Genomic DNA, 6333 nt, shown 5'->3' with positions numbered 1-6333 from the left:
TCAATCGGCTTCGCCGCAAATTTTGAGCGATTTGTCAAGTGTTTTTAAAAAAAGTGGGTGATTTTTTTGAGATAGGGTCTGAAAGCCTTATAAAATCAGGGCTGAAGATTCCGAGAAGTTATGAAAAAGAAAGGGAGGAAAGCTATGAGTGTTTTACAGTACATCTTGGATTTAGGTTCATCTGTGGTCATGCCGCTGATCATAACCATTCTCGGACTGGTCCTGGGTCAGAAATTTTCCAAGGCATTCCGGTCAGGTATGACCATAGGCATCGGATTTATCGGAATTAATCTCGTGATTGGACTGATGGGAGACTTCGTAAGCCCTGCCGCGCAGGCAATGACACAGAGGTTTGGAATGAATTTATCGGTTATTGACGTAGGATGGCCGGTCAGCGCGTCCATCGCCTTCGGCACACAGATCGTTCCATTTGTGTTCCTCGTCTGTTTTGTCTTAAATATTATTATGCTTGCTACCAACACCACAAAGACACTGAACATTGATATTTGGAATTACTGGCACTTCATTTTAACCGGGGCGCTGGTACAGTTTTTGACAGGAAGTATGATTGCGGGAGTTATAGCATCAGGCATCACCTTTATCATCATTATGAAGCTGGCAGATTACTCGGCACCAAGGGTGCAGGAATATTTCGGCCTTCCAGGAGTTTCTCTGCCCCACACAGAGACCGTGAGCTGGGCGCCTATATGCATTTTAATGGATAAGGTTTATGACAAAATACCAGGGATCAATAAGATTCACTTCGATGGGGAAACGATCCAGAAGAGATTTGGAATCATCGGCGAGCCGATGGTTTTAGGACTGATCCTTGGAGCAGGCCTTGGAGCTTTGGCGGGATACGAGCCTAACAAGATCGTTACCCTCGGAGTCAATATGGCTGCGGTTATGTTCATTCTGCCGAGAATGGTAAGGATTCTCATGGAAGGGCTTATGCCGCTGAGTGAAGACGCGAAGAAATTCCTGGCAAAGAAGTTTCCGGGAAAGGAAGTCAACATCGGAATGGATGCAGCCATCGCAACAGGATCTCCTATGGTTATCTCGGCTGCACTGATCATGATTCCGGTCACTCTTTTGCTGGCAGTAATCCTTCCGGGAAACAGAGTGCTGCCGCTGGTGGATCTTGCGACACTGCCATTCTTTATGATCTGGCCGGTCGTGGCGTCCAAAGGAAACCTGTTCCGCTCACTGATCACAGGAACGCTGATGATGATTGCAATTTTATACATTGCTACCAACTTAGCGGGAACAGCCACGTTGATTGCACAGTCAACAGACTTTACGTTTCCGGCAGGGGCAAAGGCGATTTCTTCCCTGGATACAGGAGCCCATTTAGTACCGTACATCATATATAAGATTGCAGAATTTTTTCAGATGCTGTTTTAAAATTTTCACATAAGGAGGCTATATGCTATTAGAAAAAGAAAGAAGCAAGGTTATCGAAATTGCATTGAAAATACAAAAGGAGAAGCTGATTCCTCTCACATTCGGTAATTTCAGCCTGAGAGATCCGGAGACAGGATATGTGTGCATTACGCCAAGCGGAATGCCCTATGAGACTCTTCATCCTTCAGATATTGTGGTTGTGACTGCCGATAACCAGATCGTAGACGGGGAACGCCGGCCGTCAATTGAAATGCCGCTTCATACAGCCATGTACCGGAGGCGGCCGGATGTGTTCGGCGTCGTCCACACCCATTCCACCTACTGTACGGCATGGGCCTGTGTAGACGGAGGGATGCCGTGCATCACCTCGGAAGCGGCAGGTCTGGTAGGCGGAAATATCCGCTGTGCCGCTTTTGTACCGCCTGGAAGCGACGAATTGGCAGAAGTGACTTCAGAGGCGATTGGGGATGACAAAGCAGTGCTGATGGGAAATCACGGAGCAATTTGTATCGACGAGACAATTGACAAGGCATATAATGATGCAATTGTACTTGAGGAGAGTGCAAAGGTGGCGTATCTGGCTTATCAGATGGGGAATGTAAATACGCTGGAAGACCAGATGTGTAAATTTCTAAAAGAAGACACAGATCAAAACTATGGACAGAAATAAGAATTAGGAGGATGGAAACATGCAGGGGAAAATGAAAGCACAGATGTTTTATGCACCGGGAGATGTAAGGTTTGAGGAGACGGATATTCCACAGATTAAAGACGATGAGGTATTGGTTCAGGTAAAAGCAGCATTGACCTGCGGCACAGACCTGAAAACATACAGGAGAGGACATCCGACCATTATCACTTCTGTACCTTCCACATTCGGCCATGAGTTTTCCGGAGTAGTTGTGGAGGCAGGAAAGGACGTTACAAAATTTAAGGTAGGGGACCGAATCGTGGGAGCCAATACCGCCCCGTGCTTCGAGTGTGAGCATTGTAAAAATAAGAGATACAGCCTTTGTGAAAATCTGCAGTATCTGAACGGCGCGTATTCTGAGTATGTAGCCGTGCCGTCTCATATTCTGAAATATAATTTTTATCATGTACCTGAACATCTGCCGTTTGAACAGGCGGCACTTCTGGAACCTCTGGCATGTGCGGTCCACGGAAGCGATCGGATACCGGCCAAGGTGGGAGACACCGTCGCAGTCATCGGGGCAGGACCTATCGGACTCATGTTTATGAAGCTGTTAAGCCTGAAAGGATGCAGAGTCATAGCCGTAGATTTGTCGGATTACCGCCTGGAGCAGTCTGAGAAATTCGGGGTATGGAAAACTGTCAATGCCTCCGGGGAAGAACATATAAAACAAGTGAGAGATTTGTGCGGCGGAAAAGGGGCCGATGTGGTCGTAGAAGCAACAGGATTCCCGGAAGTCTGGGAAAATGCCGTAAATATGGTGAGCCCGGGAGGAACGGTTCTTGCATTCGGGGGCACCAAAGCAGGCACAAGCATTACCCTGGACTGCCAGAAGTTCCACTATGAGGAGATCACACTGAAGGCCGTTTATCATCACACGCCGTACCATGTACAGCTGGCTCTGAAACTGCTGTCCAACAGACAGATCGACGGCAGTCTGTTCATCACAGGGCATTATCCTTTAGAAAAAGCAATTGATGCACTGGAGAGCATCGGCAGGCAGAAAGGCATCAAATACGCGATTATCCCTTAAAATAAACATCCTTCGGGCTTGGCGCGCTTTGCGCCATAAGGTACAATAGTTATTGTATGTATGTTGTTTGAAATGGAGGGTCTTATGAGTACGATTACGGTGATTGGAGCAGGAGTGATGGCGTCAAGCCTTTCCTTTCCTGCTGTGGAAAATGGAAATGAGATGCGTCTTACAGGCACGCCGCTGGACAGGGAGATTATTGATTCGGTAAAGGAAAACCGTTACCATCCCACACTCAAAAGAACACTGCCCGAGGGCGTAAAGGCATTTCAGATTGAAGAACTGGATGCTGCGCTTTCTGGCTGTGATGCAGTGATACTGGGAGTCAGCAGCTTTGGGGTGGATTGGTTTATTGAAAATGCCCTGGCAAAGATACCGGATAAAATACCGGTGATCGCAGTGACCAAGGGTGTTAAGGTATATGACGACGGGACGATCCAGACATTTCCCGAACTGTTTGAATCAAAAGCAGAGAATGGAAAAAGCCATGAATTCTGTGCCATCGGAGGGCCCTGCAGGTGCTATGAGCTGGCAGACCATGACGATACAAGAGTCGCATTCTGTGGAAAGAACATGGAAGTCCTTGAGTTCTTTAAGAGGCTTTTAGAGAGGCCGTATTATCACATTGATCTGACACAGGATGCAGCCGGGCTGGAAATTGCGGTTGCCCTTAAAAATGCATATGCTCTTGGAGTCAGTCTTGGCATCGGTCTGGAAGAAAAGCAGCAGAAATATATGTGCAACACTCAGTCTGCACTGTTTGGACAGAGCTCTTATGAGATCATGAAATTTGTCCAGTACATGGGAGGAAATGTTGAAAACTCCATTCACGGAATCGGCGACTTGTATGTGACTGTCATGGGCGGCCGTTCAAAGGAAATCGGAAAAAGGCTTGGAGCAGGTATGCCATATGAACAGGCTATGGAAGAACTCAAAGGTGTGACTTTAGAATCAGTGGTCATCGCCCGGCGGGCGGCGAAAGCTGTTAGAATTCTTTCTGAGAAAAATCAGATGAAAAAAGAAGATTTCCCTCTGATTTTACATATTGATGATGTTTTGCAGCACGGATCAATGCTCGATATACCTTGGAAGAAGTTCAGAGTAAATGAATAAGAAATAAGTTCAGATTCTATATCTCCGGGACGGCATGAAAGCGTTCCGGAGATATCGGCAGTTATAAGGGAGGTACACATGGAGTTAGGGTTATCGGGAAAGACGGCAGTTGTTACAGGGGGAGCAAAAGGCTTTGGACGGGCGGTCTGCCGGGTGCTGGCTGAGGAAGGCGCCAATGTGGTCATGAATTACCGGTCAGGAAAGGACGAGGCGGAGGCACTGATCCGCCAAATGAACCGGGAGTGTCCCGGAAAGGTCTTTGGGTTTCAGGGAGATATGATGGAGGAATCCGACAGGAACGGACTGTTTTTGGCTGCTTGTGAACAGTTTGGGGGCGCAGATATCCTCGTGAATAATGCGGCCGCCTGGACAACTTCCATGGCTGCCAAAATGCCGGAAGAAGACTTCCGCAGAGTTCTGGAGATGAATCTGACAGTGCCGTTTCTGCTTTCTCAAAAGCTGATTTGCCATCTCACGGAGGCAGGAAAAAAGGGAAGTATTTTAAATGTGGTTTCCAAAGCGGGCATCATGGGATCAAAAAGAAATCATTCCCATTATGCATCATCGAAAGCCGGTCTGATCGGGCTTACCAAATCTCTTGCCAGGGAAACTGCAGAATACGGAATTACTGTAAATGCCATTGCTCCGGGATACATGAAGACAGACATGCTCATGAAATCTTTTAAGGATAAAAAAGACGAAGAAGAACAGAACAAAAAGATACCCATAGGAAGAATTGCAGATCCAAGGGAAGTGGCAAATGCGGCTGTCTTCCTTGTGTCAGAGAGGGCTTCCTATTTTACCGGAATTACTTTTGATGCCACAGGCGGAATGCTGATGTGCTGAAATGTCATAAAGATTTCACATTGATAAGTTTGAAAGCTCTCTGTACTCATGATAAAATATTCTTTAGAACTGGCAGGCATAGGAGAGCCAGTCACGATACAATTCAGAAAGAGGTGTGAATTCTATGGCAAAGATTGAATTACCTGATGTAAAGGATATTTTTTTAGAATACCGGAAAATGCAGCTGTTATATCAGTCAGCGCTTAAAGAGATCGGAACAAAGCTTGAGATCTTAAATGACGAATTTAAATTTGTGCACAAATATAATCCAATCGAACATATCGAATCCCGGATGAAAAGTGAAGAGAGTATTGTCCGGAAGCTCATGAAAAAGGGGCAGGATATTACGGTAGAAAACATTGAGAGATATATTGACGACGTGGCAGGGATCAGAGTTATCTGCTCCTTCACCCCAGATATTTACCGCATCGTAGACATGATTTCCAATCAGGACGATATTGAAGTAGTAAAAATCAAAGATTATATGGTCAACCCAAAACCCAGCGGGTACAGGAGTTACCATATGATCGTGAAAGTTCCGATCTTTCTCTCGGATACAGTCGTACCAACAAGAGTAGAGATACAGATCCGCACGGTTGCCATGGACTTTTGGGCGTCCCTGGAACACAAGATTTATTACAAGTATGACGGACATGCTCCGGAATATATCCGGTCAGAACTTCGGGAATGTGCGGAGATGATCAGTTATCTGGACAGTAAGATGCTGGCGATCAATGAAGAGATCCATAGCCTGAAACAGGAGGATATGAGAAGAGAACTTTAAAAATTTTGTTCCTTTTTTTGCTCCTTTCTCATAATATATTATCAGTAGAGAAAAGGAGCAGCGAAAATGATGGATCGTGAAGGTTTAGGTGATCTGCCGACATTCGATATGGAGTCTCTTTCCAGAAAGCCGATGGTGATGATGGATGAGCAGGATGAGGACGATTATCAGTACATTACGAGGATGTATGGACCGGTTGCAGGTAAAGTACTTGAGTACATTGAGGATGCCTGCGATCAGCTGGAGTACAAGGGAAGTATGATGTTTGACGAGTATCTGGACCGCACGGGGGTTCTTGTACTTGCCGATCATATCTATGACAAGATAAAGGAAATGGAAAAGGAAGACTGCATAAAAAAGGACCGCCTTCTTTATCAGATGGTCTGCACACTGCTGGGAGGAGAACTCTATCACCGCAGATGCCGTTACAGGAGAAAATGCAGGATGTTTTCAGACTAAAAA

7 protein-coding genes are annotated in these 6333 nt (G+C 46.0%); all 7 read left to right on the top strand.

Annotated elements, in window-relative coordinates; translation table 11 throughout:
* The first annotated feature begins 144 nt into the window (after positions 1-144).
* The 7 genes from QGT46_RS14840 (at position 145) to QGT46_RS14810 (ending at position 6330) form a co-directional block, all read left to right on the top strand.
* Positions 145-1404 carry a PTS galactitol transporter subunit IIC gene (locus tag QGT46_RS14840; RefSeq protein WP_148460152.1) on the top strand — a complete coding sequence of 420 codons (1260 nt, stop codon included), beginning with the start codon at positions 145-147 and terminating at the stop codon, positions 1402-1404.
* Positions 1405-1426: 22 nt separating this feature from the next.
* Complete coding sequence (locus tag QGT46_RS14835; protein ID WP_148460151.1) at positions 1427-2074, top strand: class II aldolase/adducin family protein; 648 nt, start codon at positions 1427-1429, stop codon at positions 2072-2074.
* Positions 2075-2093: 19 nt separating this feature from the next.
* Positions 2094-3128 carry a zinc-dependent alcohol dehydrogenase gene (locus QGT46_RS14830; protein WP_148460150.1) on the top strand — a complete coding sequence of 345 codons (1035 nt, stop codon included), beginning with the start codon at positions 2094-2096 and terminating at the stop codon, positions 3126-3128.
* 84 nt (positions 3129-3212) lie between these two features.
* Entirely contained in the window at positions 3213-4241 is a 1029-nt protein-coding gene (locus tag QGT46_RS14825; RefSeq protein WP_024728990.1) for a glycerol-3-phosphate dehydrogenase, read from the top strand.
* Positions 4242-4319: 78 nt separating this feature from the next.
* The gene (locus QGT46_RS14820; RefSeq protein ID WP_148460149.1) at positions 4320-5087 is read left to right on the top strand and encodes an SDR family NAD(P)-dependent oxidoreductase; all 768 of its coding nucleotides are present in this window, start codon (positions 4320-4322) and stop codon (positions 5085-5087) included.
* A gap of 124 nt (positions 5088-5211) precedes the next feature.
* Positions 5212-5871, top strand: coding sequence for a GTP pyrophosphokinase (locus QGT46_RS14815; protein ID WP_148460148.1), 660 nt, complete (start codon positions 5212-5214; stop codon positions 5869-5871).
* A gap of 66 nt (positions 5872-5937) precedes the next feature.
* Entirely contained in the window at positions 5938-6330 is a 393-nt protein-coding gene (locus tag QGT46_RS14810) for a hypothetical protein (RefSeq protein ID WP_024728987.1), read from the top strand.
* Positions 6331-6333: the final 3 nt, after the last annotated feature.

Origin of the sequence: Anaerostipes faecis, from assembly GCF_910574135.1 — a bacterium.
Classification (GTDB): Bacteria; Bacillota; Clostridia; order Lachnospirales; family Lachnospiraceae; genus Anaerostipes; species Anaerostipes hominis.
The sequence above is the reverse complement of the archived record's forward strand: the minus strand, read 5'-3'. Positions and strand labels throughout refer to the sequence as shown.

What these genes read in the sequence shown, in the direction of transcription:
- QGT46_RS14810 (WP_024728987.1), top strand. Translation starts at nt 5,938, where the DNA reads ATGATGGATCGTGAAGGTTTAGGTGATCTGCCGACATTCGATATGGAG.
- QGT46_RS14830 (WP_148460150.1), top strand. Translation starts at nt 2,094, where the DNA reads ATGCAGGGGAAAATGAAAGCACAGATGTTTTATGCACCGGGAGATGTA.
- QGT46_RS14835 (WP_148460151.1), top strand. Translation starts at nt 1,427, where the DNA reads ATGCTATTAGAAAAAGAAAGAAGCAAGGTTATCGAAATTGCATTGAAA.
- QGT46_RS14825 (WP_024728990.1), top strand. Translation starts at nt 3,213, where the DNA reads ATGAGTACGATTACGGTGATTGGAGCAGGAGTGATGGCGTCAAGCCTT.
- QGT46_RS14820 (WP_148460149.1), top strand. Translation starts at nt 4,320, where the DNA reads ATGGAGTTAGGGTTATCGGGAAAGACGGCAGTTGTTACAGGGGGAGCA.
- QGT46_RS14815 (WP_148460148.1), top strand. Translation starts at nt 5,212, where the DNA reads ATGGCAAAGATTGAATTACCTGATGTAAAGGATATTTTTTTAGAATAC.
- QGT46_RS14840 (WP_148460152.1), top strand. Translation starts at nt 145, where the DNA reads ATGAGTGTTTTACAGTACATCTTGGATTTAGGTTCATCTGTGGTCATG.